This is a genomic window from Methylotetracoccus oryzae (genome assembly GCF_006175985.1).
GTDB lineage: Bacteria > Pseudomonadota > Gammaproteobacteria > Methylococcales > Methylococcaceae > Methylotetracoccus > Methylotetracoccus oryzae.
This window is the reverse complement of the sequence record NZ_SRSH01000009.1, coordinates 59,626-76,764: the sequence shown is the minus strand read 5'-3', so window position 1 is coordinate 76,764 and position 17,139 is coordinate 59,626. Positions and strand designations below refer to the sequence as shown.

General features: G+C 61.2%; 20 protein-coding genes and 1 other RNA gene. 11 read left to right on the top strand and 10 right to left on the bottom strand.

The window, feature by feature from the left end; translation table 11 throughout:
* The first annotated feature begins 128 nt into the window (after nucleotides 1-128).
* Nucleotides 129-501: RNase P RNA component class A (gene rnpB, locus BWR02_RS10650), an RNA gene on the top strand.
* Nucleotides 502-579: 78 nt separating this feature from the next.
* Here the strand turns inward: rnpB and BWR02_RS10645 are convergent.
* The 5 genes from BWR02_RS10645 to moaD all read right to left on the bottom strand — a co-directional run bounded on the left by BWR02_RS10645 (nucleotide 580) and on the right by moaD (nucleotide 3,308).
* The gene (locus tag BWR02_RS10645; protein WP_139557752.1) at nucleotides 580-1,428 is read right to left on the bottom strand and encodes an SDR family oxidoreductase; all 849 of its coding nucleotides are present in this window, start codon (nucleotides 1,426-1,428) and stop codon (nucleotides 580-582) included.
* A gap of 71 nt (nucleotides 1,429-1,499) precedes the next feature.
* Nucleotides 1,500-2,015 (bottom strand): disulfide bond formation protein B, encoded by a 516-nt coding sequence (locus BWR02_RS10640; RefSeq protein WP_139557751.1) that lies wholly within the window; start codon nucleotides 2,013-2,015, stop codon nucleotides 1,500-1,502.
* A 178-nt stretch (nucleotides 2,016-2,193) separates the two neighbouring features.
* On the bottom strand, nucleotides 2,194-2,523 hold the full coding sequence (locus BWR02_RS10635) for a DUF2288 family protein (RefSeq protein ID WP_139557856.1): 330 nt from the start codon (nucleotides 2,521-2,523) through the stop codon (nucleotides 2,194-2,196).
* A 96-nt stretch (nucleotides 2,524-2,619) separates the two neighbouring features.
* Nucleotides 2,620-3,006, bottom strand: a complete 387-nt coding sequence (locus BWR02_RS10630) for a molybdenum cofactor biosynthesis protein MoaE (protein WP_201276234.1) — start codon at nucleotides 3,004-3,006, stop codon at nucleotides 2,620-2,622.
* A gap of 68 nt (nucleotides 3,007-3,074) precedes the next feature.
* Nucleotides 3,075-3,308 (bottom strand): molybdopterin converting factor subunit 1, encoded by a 234-nt coding sequence (moaD, locus tag BWR02_RS10625; RefSeq protein ID WP_129883751.1) that lies wholly within the window; start codon nucleotides 3,306-3,308, stop codon nucleotides 3,075-3,077.
* A gap of 136 nt (nucleotides 3,309-3,444) precedes the next feature.
* Between moaD and ampD the strand changes: the two genes are divergently transcribed.
* The gene (gene ampD, locus BWR02_RS10620; RefSeq protein ID WP_139557747.1) at nucleotides 3,445-4,020 is read left to right on the top strand and encodes a 1,6-anhydro-N-acetylmuramyl-L-alanine amidase AmpD; all 576 of its coding nucleotides are present in this window, start codon (nucleotides 3,445-3,447) and stop codon (nucleotides 4,018-4,020) included.
* 127 nt (nucleotides 4,021-4,147) lie between these two features.
* Here ampD and BWR02_RS10615 read toward each other — a convergent pair whose 3' ends face one another.
* Together BWR02_RS10615 and BWR02_RS10610 are read right to left on the bottom strand one after the other, a co-directional pair.
* Nucleotides 4,148-4,705: a hypothetical protein gene (locus BWR02_RS10615; protein WP_139557746.1), complete on the bottom strand. Its 558-nt coding sequence runs from the start codon at nucleotides 4,703-4,705 to the stop codon at nucleotides 4,148-4,150.
* Nucleotides 4,702-5,004: a nucleotidyltransferase family protein gene (locus BWR02_RS10610; protein ID WP_139557744.1), complete on the bottom strand. Its 303-nt coding sequence runs from the start codon at nucleotides 5,002-5,004 to the stop codon at nucleotides 4,702-4,704. Before BWR02_RS10610 ends, BWR02_RS10615 begins: the two co-directional genes overlap by 4 nt.
* A 213-nt stretch (nucleotides 5,005-5,217) precedes the next feature.
* Between BWR02_RS10610 and BWR02_RS10605 the strand changes: the two genes are divergently transcribed.
* From BWR02_RS10605 to BWR02_RS10580, 6 genes are read left to right on the top strand one after another with little or no spacing between them, the layout of a single operon-like run.
* On the top strand, nucleotides 5,218-5,784 hold the full coding sequence (locus tag BWR02_RS10605; protein ID WP_407941067.1) for a GspH/FimT family pseudopilin: 567 nt from the start codon (nucleotides 5,218-5,220) through the stop codon (nucleotides 5,782-5,784).
* The gene (gene pilV, locus BWR02_RS10600; RefSeq protein ID WP_162560103.1) at nucleotides 5,732-6,454 is read left to right on the top strand and encodes a type IV pilus modification protein PilV; all 723 of its coding nucleotides are present in this window, start codon (nucleotides 5,732-5,734) and stop codon (nucleotides 6,452-6,454) included. The genes BWR02_RS10605 and pilV overlap by 53 nt, the downstream gene beginning before the upstream one ends.
* Nucleotides 6,447-7,550 carry a PilW family protein gene (locus BWR02_RS10595; RefSeq protein WP_139557740.1) on the top strand — a complete coding sequence of 368 codons (1,104 nt, stop codon included), beginning with the start codon at nucleotides 6,447-6,449 and terminating at the stop codon, nucleotides 7,548-7,550. Before pilV ends, BWR02_RS10595 begins: the two co-directional genes overlap by 8 nt.
* On the top strand, nucleotides 7,547-8,068 hold the full coding sequence (locus BWR02_RS10590) for a pilus assembly PilX family protein (protein WP_139557738.1): 522 nt from the start codon (nucleotides 7,547-7,549) through the stop codon (nucleotides 8,066-8,068). The genes BWR02_RS10595 and BWR02_RS10590 overlap by 4 nt, the downstream gene beginning before the upstream one ends.
* Before the next feature lie 13 nt (nucleotides 8,069-8,081).
* Nucleotides 8,082-11,408, top strand: coding sequence for a pilus assembly protein (locus BWR02_RS10585; protein WP_139557736.1), 3,327 nt, complete (start codon nucleotides 8,082-8,084; stop codon nucleotides 11,406-11,408).
* Nucleotides 11,409-11,412: 4 nt separating this feature from the next.
* Entirely contained in the window at nucleotides 11,413-11,826 is a 414-nt protein-coding gene (locus tag BWR02_RS10580; RefSeq protein WP_139557734.1) for a type IV pilin protein, read from the top strand.
* Between the two features lie 153 nt (nucleotides 11,827-11,979).
* On the opposite strand, the gene BWR02_RS10575 is transcribed toward BWR02_RS10580, so the two are convergent.
* The 3 genes from BWR02_RS10575 to BWR02_RS10565 form a co-directional block, all read right to left on the bottom strand.
* The gene (locus tag BWR02_RS10575; RefSeq protein ID WP_139557733.1) at nucleotides 11,980-12,504 is read right to left on the bottom strand and encodes a hypothetical protein; all 525 of its coding nucleotides are present in this window, start codon (nucleotides 12,502-12,504) and stop codon (nucleotides 11,980-11,982) included.
* A gap of 116 nt (nucleotides 12,505-12,620) precedes the next feature.
* Nucleotides 12,621-12,914 carry an Rdx family protein gene (locus BWR02_RS10570; RefSeq protein ID WP_139557731.1) on the bottom strand — a complete coding sequence of 98 codons (294 nt, stop codon included), beginning with the start codon at nucleotides 12,912-12,914 and terminating at the stop codon, nucleotides 12,621-12,623.
* Nucleotides 12,915-12,922: 8 nt separating this feature from the next.
* Nucleotides 12,923-13,771, bottom strand: a complete 849-nt coding sequence (locus tag BWR02_RS10565; RefSeq protein WP_139557729.1) for a sulfite exporter TauE/SafE family protein — start codon at nucleotides 13,769-13,771, stop codon at nucleotides 12,923-12,925.
* 62 nt (nucleotides 13,772-13,833) lie between these two features.
* Here BWR02_RS10565 and BWR02_RS10560 point away from each other — a divergent pair, with 62 nt between their 5' ends.
* The 3 genes from BWR02_RS10560 (at nucleotide 13,834) to BWR02_RS10550 (ending at nucleotide 17,058) form a co-directional block, all read left to right on the top strand.
* A complete protein-coding gene (locus tag BWR02_RS10560; protein WP_139557728.1) occupies nucleotides 13,834-15,072 on the top strand; it encodes a multifunctional CCA addition/repair protein in 1,239 nt (412 codons plus the stop codon).
* Nucleotides 15,073-15,357: 285 nt separating this feature from the next.
* The gene (locus tag BWR02_RS10555; protein ID WP_139557727.1) at nucleotides 15,358-16,344 is read left to right on the top strand and encodes a sulfite exporter TauE/SafE family protein; all 987 of its coding nucleotides are present in this window, start codon (nucleotides 15,358-15,360) and stop codon (nucleotides 16,342-16,344) included.
* Between the two features lie 285 nt (nucleotides 16,345-16,629).
* Nucleotides 16,630-17,058: a hypothetical protein gene (locus BWR02_RS10550; protein ID WP_139557725.1), complete on the top strand. Its 429-nt coding sequence runs from the start codon at nucleotides 16,630-16,632 to the stop codon at nucleotides 17,056-17,058.
* Nucleotides 17,059-17,139: the final 81 nt, after the last annotated feature.

Sequence of the window (17,139 nt, the reverse complement as noted above, 5' to 3'; positions counted from 1 at the left end):
ACGTGCGTGGGGTGTGTCTACGCGGGAGCGCCGCTAATTGCCGCTGCGCCTCGACCTCTCCCGAACACGGCTCGCAGTGCCAAGAACAGCACTCGCGGGATGTACCGCCTGCGGTTACACTAGCCGCCGGAGTTGGCCAGGCAGTCGCTCTTCGCGTCGGCAACGACCGCGGAGGGAGGAAAGTCCGGGCTCCACAGGGTAAGGTGCCAGGTAACGCCTGGGGGGCGCGAGCCTACGGAAAGTGCCACAGAAAATATACCGCCCCGTGCCTTTACGGCACGAGGTAAGGGTGAAATGGTGCGGTAAGAGCGCACCGCGTTGCCGGTAACGGGAACGGCACGGTAAACCCCACCCGGAGCAAGACCAAATAGGGGAGCAGTGGCTTCGGCCCGACGTGTGGCCCGCACGGCTCCCGGGTCGGTCGCTTGAGGCGCACGGTGACGTACGTCCCAGATGAATGGCTGCCCACGACAGAACCCGGCTTATCGGCTGACTCCTCCTTTATTCCCGGGATTCCGGGTAACACCCTTGCGTCCGACCGGCGCACTTCTCCCTCAAACGCCGTGTGCCGAGCTCGGATCAGTTCACGCGGGCACACACCCGATCGAGCCAGACAGCCGGCAGGCAGCGCTTCAACGCGGCGAAGAGATAAGTCGGAAACGTCACGAAATAACGCGGTTTCGGCCGCCCTGCTTCCAGCGCCTGAATGACCTTAGCAACCACCGCCTCCGGCCCGAGCGTGAACGGTGCGGCCGCGCCCTGCTTGGCCAGCCGTTCTTCCAGTTCACGGTAACGATCACGGTGAACGCTCGCATCGACATCGATCGTGCGCCGGTAGACGGCCATCGAGTTTTCACGGAAGCGGCTCAGGATGGGACCGGGCTCGACCAGCGAGACGAAAACGTTTGATCCCTCCAGTTCCAGGCGCTGAGTGTCGGCCAAGCCCTCGAGCGCATATTTGCTGGCGTTGTAGGCCCCGCGGTATTTCAGCGACACCAGACCCAGTAGCGAGCTGTTGTGGATGATGCGGCCACCACCTTGACGGCGCATCACGGGCACCACCAGTTGGGTCAACTCGTGCGTGCCGAAGACATTGGTCTGGAACTGCTCGACCAGCACCTCCCGCCGCAAATCCTCGACCGCCCCGGGCTGACCGTACGCGCCATTGTTGAACAGGCCGTAGAGCGAGCCGCCGGTGGCCTCCAGAACGAACGCCACGGCAGCACGAATCGACGAGGAATCGGCCAGATCCAGATGCACGGCTTCGAAACCATCTCGACGCAGCGCCTCGACATCTTCCGGCTTGCGGGCGCTGGCAAAAACGCGATAGCCGCGCTTTCGCAGCAGGTCGGCCGCGCAACGCCCGATCCCCGACGAGCATCCCGTGATCAGGATTGAACGAGCCGGCGTAACGGGGGCAACGCTCATCAGGAAACTGACCCGATCAGAACGCTTTGCAGGTAAGCCATGTAATGCCTTGATTACCCTGCGCGGGCCGCTCAGCGGAAGCGATTGTCGACACCGTGGGTATTCCAGGCCTGCGCTAGACTAGCTACGGCCAGCCCGAGAAAACACAACAGCACCCAGGCCGGCATGCTGAGGCCGAACAGCGTCCAGTCAACCTTGGCGCAATCACCGGTGCCACTCAACATGGCCTTGACCGTATCGCCGATCGGGAAGTTCTCCAGCATGTAGCCGAGGCCCGGACCACAGGAGGGGACTTCCTCGGGCGGCAGGTGTTGCAGCCAGACATGCCGCGCAGAGATTGCAGCGCCGCCGATCGCCGCCAGAAATCCGGCCACGGCATACGCGCGGGTACCGACTCGGCCTGGCCGATGCAGTACGGCTGCCAGCATCACAGCTCCCACGACCAGCACCATGATGCGCTGCGAAATGCATAGCGGGCAGGGTTCCAGCCCGCCACTGAATTGAAAGTACAGCGCCGCGGCAATCAGCACCGAGCAGAAAGCCAGCAGCAAACCAAAATAAACTGAGGGAGGGTAACGAAGATCCATCGCTGTGTGGTCTATCAGTGTCCGACGCCGTGGGTTTGGCGGAAGGGTGAGTTAGCCGGATGGTCCGATGGCAACGGAGCAAGACGACGACCCCGGCGCGAACCCGCCCAGTTTCCTTAGGCCCCAACACGAAAAGCCGCATGGTGCGACATCATGGGCATTTTGTCCATCGGACCAGTCAAACCCTGACCGGTGCCTCGATCTCGCCGACCACCGGTTGCACGACGACCCAGGGTGCGACGACAACGGCCCAAAACTGGCTGTCCGGCTCGGCGCTCCACGCCGCGGCGTCGGAATCACTGGCGCGTGCGATAAGCCCTTGTTCCAGCCAGACACCCAGCGTCGCTGCGTCGTCCTGCGCCAGGCTGACCCCCACCTCGACGAGATCAAGCGCCGCGTCGACCTTGACGACGGCACCGCGCGCGAAATGCCGTTCAAGCTCGCGCCAGGATAGCTTGCCGGTCTCGCCGTTCAGCTTGGCAAGAAGGTGTGTCCGGGACTCTGACATGTCTGCGTCTGAAGCCATCGCTACGGCTTGATCAGCGGCGGCAGTCGCACTGCGGATATCGCATGACCGCTTCGACTCGGATGCCAGCGGCCCCGATCAGCCACATGACGAATAACCCGGGGTGTTGCACGAGACCCAGCGTTCGCCGACGCCGAGAGCTTCCTTCTTCCAGAACGGCGCCCGACTCTTCAATTCCTCCATAAGGTAGCGGCAAGCGTCGAATGCGGCTGCACGGTGCGTTGACCAGACCCCGACGAGCACGATCGGGTCGCCCGGCCATACCTCGCCCACCCGATGGATCACGAGAGCATCGATGAGCTGCCATCTCGCCTTCGCCGTTTCGACGATCGCCGCGAGTTGTCGCTCGGTCATGCCGGGGTAGTATTCGAGTGTCATGCGCGTAACCGTGTCACCTTCATTAAAGTCGCGCATCGTCCCAATGAAGGTGGCCAAGGCACCGGCTGACCGCCGCTGTTCCGCCATCAACTCGTGAAATCGACTTAACTCAGCAAACGGCTCGAACGGCGTCGGGCGCAACTCGACCGTCACAGTTAACCCCCCGTTACCGGTGGAAAAAAGGCGACCTCATCACCGTCTGCGACCAGCGACTCCGGCGTGGCGTAATCCATGTTCACCGCGCACAGAATCTGTTCGGGTAGTGGTCGTCCTTCGCTGACCGCTTTCCAGACGTCGGACACGGTCTCGAGTCCTTCGGCCGCCAAGGTTTCCTCGACACGGCCCATCTTTTCCCGGAGGCTGGCAAAATAACGCACACGAATGGACATGGCGATGCTGGCGCGACGGATTTCTGAGAGGCCAATCATACACGCGGCAACTGGTCAGGCAAGCATCGACCCAGCCGGCTATCAAGCGACCGTTTACGTTTCGTGACGCGCGCCCCCTTCACCCGGATTACAAAAGATGACAGTGCAGATCACGACAGCCGGCGGAGCAATCGATCAGGGCTGGTTGAGCGCGGCGCGCCGCGGCGAAACGCCCAATTTCGACGACCGCCCCAACGAAGAGGACATCAGCCTGATCGTGATCCACTGCATTTCCCTGCCGCCCGGCGAATTCGGCGGCGCGTGGATCGACCGGCTGTTCTCGAACACTCTAGAGCCTTCTGCCCATCCCTACTTCGAAGGCATCTGTCATCTCCGCGTTTCCAGTCACTTGCTGCTACGCCGCGACGGCGAGATCGTGCAATACGTCCCCTTTCACAAGCGCGCTTACCACGCCGGAATATCGCGCTACGGCGACCGCACCGCCTGCAATGACTTTTCGATCGGGATCGAACTGGAAGGGACCGAGACGGTTCCGTACACCGACGAGCAATACCATCGACTTGGGGAAGTTATCGGGACGCTGTTGAAAACGTATCCAAACCTGTCACCGGAGCGCATCACGGGTCATAGCGATATCGCACCTGACCGCAAGACCGATCCGGGACCGTCGTTCGACTGGGAGCGGCTCCGCGCCCTGTTGCAGGGGGGATGAGCGCAACCCCAGTGGTTTCCTTTTGCTGTCAAGGATTGAATTTGCTTCATTGACGGCATATCCGAGGCCCACCGCCGACCGCTAATCCAGCTCAATCTCAGGGCGATCCGACCTCAGCGCAAGCAGATCAGGCATCAGGATTCAGGGAACTGCACGCCGGACCGACAATGGCGGCGAACTCACCTGCGAAGTCACCGGGATCCGGCATGACGCCCAATGCACCTTGGCAGTAGCGCAGAAACCGACCTGCAGTGCCGTACAGATGCGGGATGAGCGTGTGGAGCGAATTGAAGTGTTCAGCAATCTCGGTGTAATCGGTTTCGTAGTCGTGCGCTGCGAGATTGCGGGTCGTTCGGCAAAGTTGCCACTCCTCGATAGATTCGATCACCGCGATCTTTTCGTAGAAGGCCAGAATGCGCAGGAAGGTATCGCCCCGCTCACCCGCGAGAAGTGCGGCGTGGCGCATAGCGGCCCCGAGGGTGTCCTGCAGTTTGGCAAATCGTTCGTTCATGGCAGCAAGAGACTCGAAGAGCGGGACATCTTTCTTATGGGTTGCCAAGCCCTCCCCCGAAAGCGGCCACGCTTGACGGTGATCCGCTGCATCGAGGAAATAGACGCAGCGGTGGATGGCCTCGAGCAAACCCGCAAGATGCGCCCGTTCCGCGTCGAGCGGGCTGTCGCTCACGCAGGTGCCTTCAGCCTGACGGCTTTGGCCCGCACCATGCGCTGGAATGGGCTGCGGGTGGCGTCCCGTGCATAACACACAATGTCGACCGGCAAACCGATCTGGGCCTCAAGTTCCATCTTCATACGTGCCCGCTCCCGCAGGGTCAGCGGAGCTGCGGTCTCGAGCAACAGATCGACGTCCCCCCCCTTCGCGCGATCGTCAAGCCGGGAACCGAACAGGAAAATGTCTGCCGTTCCATGAGTGAGGCAGCCTATGGTCCGGGTGATGGCATAGATCTGCTCTGGATTCAGTCGCACGGTGTACTTTCCGGTTTCCCAAGGTGTCAGCGATCAGCGCTCAGTGTCTATTCCACGGCATCTTAAACCGCATGAGTGCGGCAGTAAAACTATTGAAAGCAAGTGCCCTTGAAATGCGCAGACATTGGAACACCCACCTGAATCTCAGCGTTCTGTGAGCCGTTTCGCACACCCGTCGGCCGAGAGGGGCCTTGGCTCCCTTAGGCTTTGTCCATGAACACGCAAAATCGCACAGCGGGTTTCTCTCTAATCGAAATGATGGTCACGATCGCCGTCGCCGCAATCGTGCTTAGCCTAGCGGTGCCCAGTTTCCGAGAAACCATCGCCAACAACCGCACGACGCTCCTCGCCAATGACCTGACCGCCGACCTGACAGTCGCCCGCAGCGAAGCGATCAAACGCAATGCTCCGGTGACGGTCTGCAAGCGCAATTCCGACGGCACGGCCTGCAATAATGGCGGCACTTGGAACGACGGCTGGCTCGTCTTCAACGATCTCGACAACGACGGTGTGATGGACGGCGGGCGCGAAGGCGTGTTGCGCCTGCATGACGCCGTTCAGGGAACGCTCGCGGTCACGTTCTCTCGTAGCCGAGTTACTTTCGACGCGCGTGGGAACGCGGAAGGCTTCAATGGGACTTTCAAGGTGTGCCAGGGCGATCTGGTGCGTTCGGCGCGCGGCAGGATCCTCAGCGGCACCGGCCGCGTCAAGGCGAGCCGCGACAGCAATGGCGACGGATATCATGAAGACAGCAGCGGTGACGCGTTTTCCTGTCCCTAGAGACGATGCCATGTGCCGGTACACACTTTGCCTGACGCCCGAAGACCCGAGACTGGCGACGAGCACGCCAGCGACCGCGCTGCACTCATCCAGCGGCTTCTCCTTGGTTGAAGTGCTGGTCGCCGTCTTCGTCTTTGCGATCGGCATGCTCGGAATGGGCGCGCTGCAACTGGTCAGTAAACAGGCCGGCGCCGAAGCCTCGCAGCGGACGATCGCCGCCGCGGCCGCGTTTGAGTTGCTTGAGCGTATGCGGTTGAACAGTCATAGTTTGATCAGCGCCACATCACCGTTGGCGACCTACCTTACTGCCGGGGCGGACCTGACCGCTTCCAGCCTCACCGGCTGGACGGTCACGAACTGCACCACTATCAACTGCACGACTTCCGAACTCGCCAACTTCGACTTGCATCGGGTACTTGGCGTCTTGAACGGGTCGCCCGAAATGCGAGGCACCACCAGTGTGGGCGGCGTGGTAGACCCGACGCTGTGCGTCACCGGGCCCGCCAACGGGGAATCCGGGGAATATCGCGTCACCGTGGCATGGCGCGGCAAGGCGGCGATGACCGATGCACATGACGGCAACAGCTGTGGACAAGGCCGTTACGGAACCAACGACGAATTCCGTCGTATCCTCGTCCTGAGCACCTATATTGCACACTCCCATGACTAAGCGACCGCGCCCACGGCGGCAGTCCGGCCTGTCGCTGATCGAACTGATGATCGCCCTGACGCTGGGTCTGCTGGTGACGCTGGCCCTGTCAGGCGTCTATCTCGGCAGCCGGGAGCACTACCACCAGGCCGAGCGCTTCGCACGCATGCAGGACGCGGGGCGCTTTGCGCTCGATGTCCTCGTCCACGACCTGTCACTCGCCGATTTTTGGGGGGGGTTCAGCACCGACGTGAGCGGCGGCCCGGGCATCGCGCTCAGCGCTGACTGCGGCCCTTCCGACATCGACCGCTGGGCTTACGACGTCACCCGCGCCGTCGAATACTTCAAGCCGTCAAGTCCTTCGGATGCACCGAGCACGCACTTCGGATGCCTGCAGGACGGCGACAGCTATTCCGTCCGAGGCGGAGCGAACGTACTGGCCGTGAAGCACGTTGCGGGTTCGTGCGTGTCGCAGCGGACAAACAAGGACGGCAACTACGTTTGCGACACTCAGGCCGGACAGGCCGGACACGTGTATGTCCGGGTCGACGGTGAGGCGGGTTCCTTCATCTTGTCCAGCGGGGGCGCACCGCCCACAGGCGTCGACCCTACCGCATCACCCGTCGATTGGGATTACACCGTCCGCGTCTACTACATCGCCACCGACGACGCCACCGGAATACCGTCATTGCGGCGAAAAGGCCTGACCCATAATGGCGGCACCCCAGCGATCGAGGAGGAAGGTGAGATCGCCGAGGGCGTCGAATTTTTCCATGTTCAATTCGGGGTCGACGACCTGGACCTCAGCACCTCGGCCTGCGACGCGGATACGCACCTCGATCGGTATGTGGGAGAAAGCGACGTATACAAGTCGGCGAATCATCCGCTCGAATGCGCGCTGAATGCGCGAATCTACGTGCTGGTCCGCAGCCTGGAGCCGGACTCGACGTTGCCGCTCGACGACAAGACTTATCAGTTCGGCACGATCAACGTCAGCAGCGCACTGACGGGCAACCCCACGTTCAACGACCACTACCAGCGGCGGGTCTACACGACCACCGTGCAGTTGCGAAACCCCGTTTACCAGAATGCCTTCAACATGGCCCTGCCGAAATGAACACGCCAAAACTGCGAGTGCGCCAGATTGGCGCGGCCCTGGTGACCGGACTCATCCTGCTGTTGATCATCAGCGTGCTGGGTTTTGCCGCAATCCGCTCGAATACGGCCGAATTGCGCATCGCCAACAATCTCGAAGCCCAAAACGTGGCCTTCCAGCAGGCCCAAGCCGGACTCGACTATCTGGTCGGCCACCCGGAATTGATGCCGGTATTGGGTACCACAGGATACACATTTTGCTCGTCCAATCTGTCTCACGCCTCGACACTATGTAACGGCCGCTGGATCAGTTGTGACGAGACGAACCTCACGTTGCCGTCACCGATGGGCAGTGCCAGCGCCTTGCAAGTCACGCGCGGTGGTATGGGAGGCGGAGTCCCACCGCGTGTCTTTGCGACCAGTTCTAAGCTGTTCAAGACGGCCTATTACGAAGCACGAAGCTGCTACGACGCCAGCGGCGCCGGCGACGGGAAAACCGATCTGATGACCGGCCTGATGCGGATCATCCGGGCCGATTAGCGGGAGATGCTCCATGAACGCAAAATGGCATTGGCTGGCCCTGTTGCTCGTGGGTCATTGCTCGTCTGGACTTCTTGCAGACGACACCGAGGTCTACCTGCGAAGAGACTTCGGCGACGCAGGATCCAGCCAGCCCCTGGTGATGTTCACGGTGGATTGGCGCTCGAACCTGAGTTCCACCGTATGTCAGGGGACCGAATGCGATGGCCTTCGTCCCACCTATCTGCCGGCCTCCGGCACAGTCTCATTCTTCCAGTTGCTGCGCGCGGTGTTGCGCAAGGTCTTGGACGACATGGCGGTCGAACTGCAGAACGTGAAAGTTGGGCTGATGATCAATCACAGCGACACGACCGGTGGGGCGTGCGGCGCGGGACCGGTCGGTCAGTGCAGCAACGGCGGCTATGTGTTGCACGGCTTCGACGCCGACAAGCATCATTTCCACGAGGCGCTGAGCCACATTCCGCTACCTCAGGGCAATGCGGCACACCCCTTCCAGGGCAAGGAACTCTACTTCGAGTTCTTTCGCTACCTGACCGGACAAGGCATCTACAACGGGCACAAGGGGTGGGAGGATTTCGGCGACAAGAACAAGGCCGATAATCTGAACGTCGACAACCCCGGCACGACGACATTCTACGACCCGCTGGTGGAATGGGACACCGACATCGAGGACGATCACACCCGCTATATCAGTCCATTGAGAGGCGACTGCACGCGGATCTTCGCGATCAACTTCATGTTTGCAGTCTCGCAGCAGGAAGACGGTTCGGATGCTGCAATCAAGGCCGCGAAGGCCGCCGGCGGCATGAACAGCCTCAACCTGTCGGGCAACAACAACAATTTCGCGACCGTGATACGCTTCATGCGGGATGCCGACCTGGCCGACGGCACCTATGGCACCGCCGGTGACCTAGACGGCGTGCAGAACGTCACGTCGTATTTTTTTGTTGACGAGTCGCAACTGACCCAGGCCAACCAGAAGGGCTATGCCTCGGCTGGCGGCACCAATACGGCCCTGCCTCTGAGTTCGGACCCAAGGGTGTTGATCCAGCAGTTGACCGATATCTTCAAGCAAATCCTCAGCGTCAGCACCAGCTTCGTCTCCGCCACGGTGCCGAGCAATTTGTTCAACCGCGTGGATACGCTCGAACATGTCTTCTTCGGCTTGTTTCAGCCTGAGGAATCCGTCCGTTGGAACGGTAACCTGAAGCGCTTCAGGATCGATCAGGACTCCGCCACCGGTAACCTGAAAGTCGTGGATCAGCAGGGCACCGAAGCCATTTCGCCGACCGACGGCCGCATCAAGAACGACGTGCTGAGCTTCTGGACAACTGCCAGTGGCTTCGACGTGTTGTATGCCGACACCAGCAAAGGCGAGGTCGCGGGCAAGGACGGCCGCAGCGTCGGGCGCGGCGGTGCGGGCCAGCAGATACCGGGCTTCCTGAGCGGGAGCCCCGGCGATGCGAACGGCACCGGCACCCGCCAGGTCTTTACGGAACCCGACAGCTACACGAATGGCACGGCAGCTCCGCTGCGCGCACTAAATGCCGACGGCACGACTGCGGCAGCGGCCTGGGAATGGTTGAAACTGAGCGGCGCGCTCGGCACAGTAACGTGGACCAACGCCGCGACCTATGCCGCGGCCGCCTCGACCGACACCAACGCGAACGGCGTACGTGACGACGTCGATGCAATCAACCTGCTCAAATTCATCCGCGGCCTCGATATCTACAACGAGTATGCGGGAACGGAAACGCAGGCCCATCCCTGGGCTAAGCCGAGTGGCAAGCCGGTTCGACCCTGGTTGTTTGGCGACCCGATCCACGCCAAACCAACGCCGGTCAATTACGGCACGGCGGGCGGCTATACGACCACCAATCAGGCCTTGTACATGCTGACGGCCGGCAACGACGGTTACCTGCGGCTGTTCCGCAACAAACTGAGCGACGGAACCGACGATGGCCGGGAGATGTGGGCCTTCATTCCCCGTCGCTTGCTGGGAAACGTTAAAAAATTCGCGGACAACCCCGATGCCGCGAACCCGCTCTACGGTCTGGACGGCGGAATCGCGGTCTATACCGATGATGTCGACGGCAACGGCACTATCGGCACCGGCGACAAGGTCTATGCCTACGTCGGCATGCGCCGAGGCGGAAAGGGCTACTACGCCTTGGATATCACCAACCCGGCCACGCCGAAGATGCTCTGGTCTATCTACAAGGGCGACTCGAGCGGAGACTTCGACGACCTCGGCCTGACTTTCGCAACCCCGGTCCTCGGACGCGTGAATCTGGGCACCTTCGAGACAGCAGACGTGAAGCCAGTCTTGATTTTCGCCGGCGGCTACGACCTCAACAAGGACCTGAGGGCAACCGACAATCCGAGCAACGCCTTGCTGGGTACCAACGATACGGAAGGCAACTTCATCTATGTAGTTGATGCGGCGAACGGAAGTCTGGTGCGAAAGTTCACCGCAGGTACGGACTCGATCCCTTCTACCGTCACAGCAATCGATACCGATGGCAATGGCTGGACTGACCGGCTGTATGTCGGCGATACCGGTGGGGTGGTTTGGCGTGGCGACCTCCCAGCGCCAATCGCCAGCCAGGCGGATCCGACCAGCACCTGGACTTTGGTACCGGTCCTGTCGGTCGGCCGGCATGCCGGCGAGCCTGACCGCCGCTTCTTTCACAGCCCTGATTTCGTTCCAGCCAAAGACAGTGTGGGTCCTTTCGACGCCGTGATCATCGGTTCCGGCAACCGCGAGGCGCCGCGCGATACCAACGTTCAGAATCAGTTCTATGTTTTCAAGGAGCGCCCCCCGAACCTTACAGTGGGTAATCCACCCACCACCGCAAAGCTGGTAACTGACCTTCAGGACCTGACGGACACCGCGACAGTCTATTCTGCTGCCAGCTTTCCGTCGGGTTGGCGCTTCGATTTGGGTAGTTCCGCGAGTGGCGAGAAGATGCTGACCTCACCCCTGACTTATTTTGGAAGAGTCTACTTCAGCACGTATCTTCCCAACGAAAATGTGGAAGACCCGGCATTGGAATGCGCACCCACGGAGGGCCTATCCCAGAGCTACGTCGTCAACCTAAGCACCGGCGGCGGCGTTTTCAACTTCAATACGGGAAACGATACGGCGGGAGAAACGAGTGCAGAAATCGTCATGGAACGCGCCACGATCACCGGTGGCGGCTTACCGAGTGACCCCGTGTTCATTTCCTACAAGGGCAGCACCTACATAACTCCAGGAAACATCCCACAGACAGAACAATTCAGGCTTCCCGTCTTTAGCAAGCCGCTGTGGCAAATCTACTGGTACAAACAGGAGTAAGATCATGAACGCACGAAAATCGGAGGGCTACACGCTCATTGAACTAATGATTGCCGTGGCCGTCGTCGGCATTCTGGCCGGCATAGCATTACCATCGTATCAATCCGCAGTCATGAAGACACGGCGTAGCGACGGGCAAGCGGCATTAATGAAGGCTTTGGCCCAACAAGAACAATACTTTCTTGACAACAAAACCTACACCAGCAGCATGACCAATCTGGGTTACAGCACAGATCCGGCACCAAGCGGCGAAGGCTTCTACAAAATCAAGGTTGCGTCCGGATCGACCGCATTGACTTTCACCCTTGAGGCTGCGCCGCAAGGCGCACAGGCAACTGACCGCTGCGCGACCCTTACGATCAACCAACTGGGAGTAAAGGGGAAAACCGGCGCGGAAGATATAAAGCAATGCTGGTGAGAGGATACATATTTGCGTGATTAAAATCTAGCCAGATTGATTACTTCCCTCCCTTTCTCTTCTCGCTGTTGCTGCGAGCACAATATGGCACCAAGAATCAAGGAGATCACGGAAGCCAAGCGCTTTTTTTAGAGCACGGTCGCCAGACTCCGCTTAGTCATCTGGATTTTTTGCTTCGCGATCATTCAGCCCAGTCTCCTGATCGCTGTCGGCGCTCTCCCGCAGGCGGCGAACTACGCGCTCACAAATCGCCTTTTCTTTAACCTGGTATTCGTGTTTCGAAAACACCAAACCGCAAGACGGACACTTTTCGGGCTCGGGTTTGCCCACTAGGAAATCGATGGAGTGTCCACAATCCGGGCAATCGAAGACCTTGATCCTCGGTTCTGACTCACCCTCAAGCGGGGCAAGCGTCAAACCCGAAACGCCCACATCATCGAGCTTTATGTGACACTGAATTCCAAAGCTCTGCAAAGCATCGCTCAAGCGCCTCGCATCATCCTGGGACAACGCACCCGGGACTTTGATCGGGTCCGACAACGTCGGCAGGGTGACTTCGGCGAGATCACACCGCAAGACTTTCGCAAGCACTTCATGAATTACTGGAAGAGACGCGCACGTCTCGTCAACGCCTGTCATCACCAACTCACAGCGCTCGCCCAACGACATGTCGAACACCTCCAACGCCCTCCAGCCTCTATCCCGGCACCAGAACCACCCAGGAACGTTCTGCCGGTCGGATATTTTACTTCGAACAGCCCCCAGCAGAGGTCAGGTGCCGACCTGGGCTCATCCTAAGTGCTGGGCGGAAAATGCGCTTCCGAATGCCCTAAGTTCCGCTCCGGCGCGATCAAATCCCGCACACGCTGCTTTAATTCCTTGGCCTCCGGAAAGCGTCCCTCATCTTTCCGGGACCAGACGACAACTCCATCCACAGCGACGACGAAGGTGCCTCCGGTACCCGGCAGGAGACTGACGGCGCCAAGCTCCTGTTCGAACGTGGTCAGCAACTCCTGCGCCAGCCAGGCCGCGCGCAGCAGCCAGCGGCATTGGGTGCAATACTCGATTTCCACACGCGGTTTCGACATAGCGAACCTCACTCGATGATCAACGGTCGCAGGGTTTGCCACAGCGCTGAACCCAGTGGCATTCCGCCCTGCCAGAGCAAGCGGGCACCGACACCGATCAGGATCAGCGCAAACGCCTGTTTCAGTCGTTGTGTCGGGAGCCGGTGCGCGAGTCGGGCGCCCACGGCGGCAGCGGGCACGCTGGCCGCGACGATGCCGACGAAGGCAGGCAGAAAAACATAGCCAATACTCGGCACGGGCATCGTGGCCTGCGACCAGCCTAGCAAGAGGTAGGTCGCCGTGCCGACGATTGCAATCGGAAATCCGCAGGCACCGGCCACGGCAACGGCTTCGGTCATTGGATAACCGTTACGCAACAGGTACGGCACGCTCAAGGTGCCTCCGCCGATACCGAGTACCGCCGATGAGAGCCCGATCAGTGTCCCGAAAGCGGCAAAGGCCACGCCCGCAGTCGGGTGCATCGGGGCGCCGCGCCGTGACTGCCCCAACGTCCGCGCAGCAACCCACCAGAGGAACAGTCCGAACAGCGACTTGAACACCGGCACCGGCAGGTGTCGGGCGACCAGTGGCCCCAGGATCGAACCTAGAACGAGGCCGGGCGCCAGACGCCACACGGTGGGCCACGAGACCGCGCCTTGGCGGTGATGCGCGGAGACCGATGATATGGACGTGACGACGATAGTCGCCAGCGATGTGGCGACTGCCGACAGCATCACGAGAGAATCCGGGAAGCCTTGACCTGGAAGCAACCAGGCGAGAAACGGCACGATCACGATGCCGCCACCGATACCGAACAAGCCGGCCGCCAGACCGGCGATGGCCCCACAGATCAGGTACAGCAGCAGGGATTCCCACATAGACCGTTACGCCCCGATTAGAATGCTCGAATCCTATCAGGTATCCCTTCAACAACCGCAACATGAAGCGCTATCTCGTCGGCGGCGCCGTGCGCGACCAACTCCTGGGGCGACCGGTTTCAGAACGCGACTGGGTCGTGATCGGCGCCACGCCTGAGCAGATGATCGCACTGGGGTTCAAACCCGTCGGCAAGGACTTTCCGGTGTTTTTGCACCCGAAAACGCACGAGGAGCACGCGCTGGCGCGAACCGAGCGCAAAACGGCGCCGGGATACCGCGGCTTCGCCGTGCATACTGGCCCCGACGTCACGCTCGAGGACGACCTGCTCCGACGCGACCTCACCATCAACGCGATGGCAATCGATGAGAACGGCCGGCTGATCGATCCCTACGGAGGCCAGCGTGATCTCGAAGGCCGCTGCCTGCGCCACGTGTCGCCGGCATTCCGGGAGGACCCAGTAAGGATTCTGAGGATTGCGCGCTTTGCCGCTCGCTACGCGGGCATCGGATTCACGGTTGCCGAGGAGACGCGGCGCCTGATGGACGAAATGGTCGCTGCCGGGGAAGCTGACGCGCTGGTGCCGGAGCGGGTCTGGCTGGAACTGGAACGCGCGCTCGGCGAAGCGGTGCCTCGCGCCTTTTTCGAAACGTTGAGATCCTGCGGTGCGTTGCGCGTGCTGTTTCCGGAGATCGAACGCCTGTTCGGTATCCCGCAACGAGCTGAGTACCATCCGGAGATTGACACCGGGTTGCATACCCTGATGGTGCTCGACCAGGCGGTCCGTCTGAGCGAAGATGCCTGCGTGCGCTTCGCGGCATTGATGCACGACCTGGGCAAAGGCACCACACCGCCGGAGCTAATCCCGCGTCATCACGGACACGAACAGCGCGGGCTCGCCCCCCTCCGCGATCTGTGCACTCGGCTCAAGGTTCCGAATGCCTACCGCAAACTGGCCGAGAAGGTCATGCTCCATCACGGGACGTGTCACCGTGTCTTCGAATTGCGTGCCGCGACGCTCGTGGACCTGCTCCAGCGCATCGACGCCTTTCATCGCGGCGACGACACCCAGAACTTTCTCCTGGCCTGCGAAGCCGACGCCCGTGGGCGTGCGGGTTATGAGAACCGACCTTACCCGCAAGCCGACTGGATCCGCGCAGCGCGCAACGCCGCCCGCCAGGTAAAGACCCAGGCCCTGACGGAACGCGGCCTCCGCGGCGAAGCCTTCGGACAAGCGCTACGCGACCTGCGCATCCAGGCTGTCCGAGCGGCTCGTCAAGATTTTCCCAGTCCCGCGCTTTGACCGCCGAGCGGAGCGTTAAGGCGCCCGTTTCAAGGCGCCTCACACGTTTCACTACGAAACAGACCGAGACATTCGAACCTCCCTCTCTCGCGAGATCCCCAGACCGACGACCTGCGGCCACCGGAGCCCGTGCCGCAACGCACGCCCCGTTGTCATTCCCTGGCACGGAAGTAGCTGGCAGCCTGCTGCATCGCCACTGACCCGAGCAGCTGCTTCGATGAACCGCACCTCAACGCCAGACACCTCCAGCGCACCGTTCGCTGACTGCAACGGAGTAAACCGGTCATGACGCTGATCGTCATCCTCTCGGCGGGGATCGGACTGCTGCTGGGACTGCTCGGCGGCGGCGGCTCGATACTGACGCTACCCCTGTTGGTCTATCTCGTCCACATGGAGCCCAAAGCGGCCATCGCGACCTCGCTGCTGGTCGTTGGAACGACGAGTGCGGTGGCCATGATCGGTCGCGCCCTGCGCGGGAGTGTCTGCTGGAAGACCGGCCTTTCGTTCGGGCTCGCCAGCATGCTCGGCGCCTATGCCGGCGGGCGCCTGGCCGAGTTCGTTCCAAGCAGCGTCCTGCTGCTGGGTTTCGCGATGCTGATGTTCGGGACGGCGTTTGCGATGCTGAGCAGCAGCCGGCGGACACCCGAAAGTGAGCTCGGAGGCCCGCTGTGTCCAGCCCACCTGCCACTATTGGCCATCGCGTTCGACGGCATTCTGGTAGGCTGCCTTACCGGACTGGTCGGTGCCGGCGGCGGCTTTTTGATCGTGCCCGCCCTGGCCTTGCTGGGAGGGCTGCCCATGCAGTCGGCCGTCGGCACTTCCTTGATGGTGCTGGCATTGCAGTCTTTCGCCGCCCTCGCGGGGCACATCCAGCACGTCAGCATCGATCTCGATCTGGCCGGCATCATCGTCGGCGGGACAGTCGGCGGCAGTCTTCTGGGCGCACTGATCGCACGCTTCGTCAATGGCACGGCGCTGCGGCGCCTTTTCGGTCTGCTCGTCATCGGGGTGGCCAGCTATCTTGTCTATCGCGAAGCGAGCACCGACCTGCTGCACGAGATTCGCAATCAACTGGGGGCCGAACTCATGACGCAGGCGGGAACGCGATTGTTCTGGGTCTGGGTTGCCGACGGGATCCTTGCCGTACTGGGCATCCTGAGCCTTGGCGTCTGGCTGCACACACCCGCTCGCCCCGCCGCTCGCCCACGCAGCATGCACTACCCCTCCGACCTGAATCGGGGTGGTTCCTCACTGCGCAGCGCTCTTGAATGACGGGAGTCCTCGTCGAACTGCGGGCCTGCTGCGCCCCCGGCAACCGGCTCAAGGACGATCCGCGCAAGCGATCAGTTCAACCCCACCACAGTCCTTCTGATTGCGAGTCTCACCAAGCGCACGCCCCAACGCTTTCCCGGCGATGGCTCAGTCAGTCCTTTGTCAAGCTGCGCGGACCCCGTGTAGTATCCGGAAGAGATGGCGCAAGCGGACCAGCCTGCCTGCTCTTCGGCGGCCTCAGACGCTGCCGATCCACCCATAACCAAGTCGGAGAACCGAAACCCGATGATGAACATGAACGCCGCAACGCGACTGCGCCCGAACTGGGCCGGAAGCCTGACCACGCTTCTTGTAGCCTTTACTGCGTCGGGTTGTGCGACCATGGAGAAGGGGCAGGTCACGGAAGTCGAACAAATGCTCATCGCCGCCGGATTTGAAGAGAAGCTCGCGGATACGCCCGAGAAAATGGCGCATCTCCAGTCCCTGCCACAGCTGGATATCACAGGACACAAGGACGGCGACACGCCCCGCTTTGTTTATGCCGACGCGACCTACTGCCAGTGCCTCTATGTTGGCGATCAGGCCGCCTACAAGCGGTACCAGGACTACGCGCGCAAAAATTCCAAGATGGACCAGCAGCGGCAACAGACCATGTGGAACCACGCCAACCGCATGCGCTGGGATATGTGGGGCCCGTATGGGGGCGGTCTGTAGAACTGTGGGAACACGGTTAGGCGCGAACCGGCCGTGGGTCGGCCAAGGCGAGGGCAGCCAGCACGAACTTCCGGCATAATA